This window comes from Vibrio sp. 1069 (assembly GCF_033340555.1).
In genome coordinates this window covers 1-569 of record NZ_JAWOWP010000726.1, presented here as the reverse complement: position 1 = coordinate 569, position 569 = coordinate 1, and the positions used below count along the sequence as shown (strand labels likewise).

Annotated in this window: 1 pseudogene; it reads left to right on the top strand. The window is 45.5% G+C overall.

Annotated features, from left to right (window positions below):
• Positions 1–165: 165 nt before the first annotated feature.
• Positions 166–569 (top strand): annotated as a pseudogene (gene vmeA, locus R7040_RS28705) (multidrug efflux RND transporter periplasmic adaptor subunit VmeA); the annotation flags it as partial.

The following is a 569-nucleotide window of genomic DNA, read 5'->3' as shown; positions in this document are numbered from 1 at the left end:
CGACAAGCGTATAGAAACGTAAATTTTGTTGTATGTACAACACTGGGTAATTATCATTCTAACTAATTTGTTTGGGATAGATGCATATCCACTAATCATAATCGAGCCATTCAGAACGCATTGAATTGGATATTTGTAGGGCTTGCAAAATAAGAGAGATGTTTCATGAGACGTAGAACCACGCTATCGCTGCTGATTGCATCGAGCCTGTTTATGGCGGGATGTCAACCAAGCCAAGAAGGAACTGAGCAAGGTGGTGGCGCCGCTCCCGCAACCGAAGTGAATGTGTTGACGGTTGAACCTGTTCGACAAGCTTTGACGGTTGAGTTGCCGGGCCGCAGCCGTGCATTTAAAGAGGCGGAAGTCCGCCCACAGGTAACGGGTATTATTTCAGAACGTAACTTTGTTGAAGGTGGCGTTGTGGAAAAAGGTCAGTCGTTGTATCAAATTGATGACTCTTCATTTCAAGCGGATTTGCTTAGTGCAGAAGCGGAGCTGATTCGTGCGCAAGCTTCTGAAGAATCGACGTTTGCAACCGTTAAACGTTACCGCGCATTGATTACCAAGAA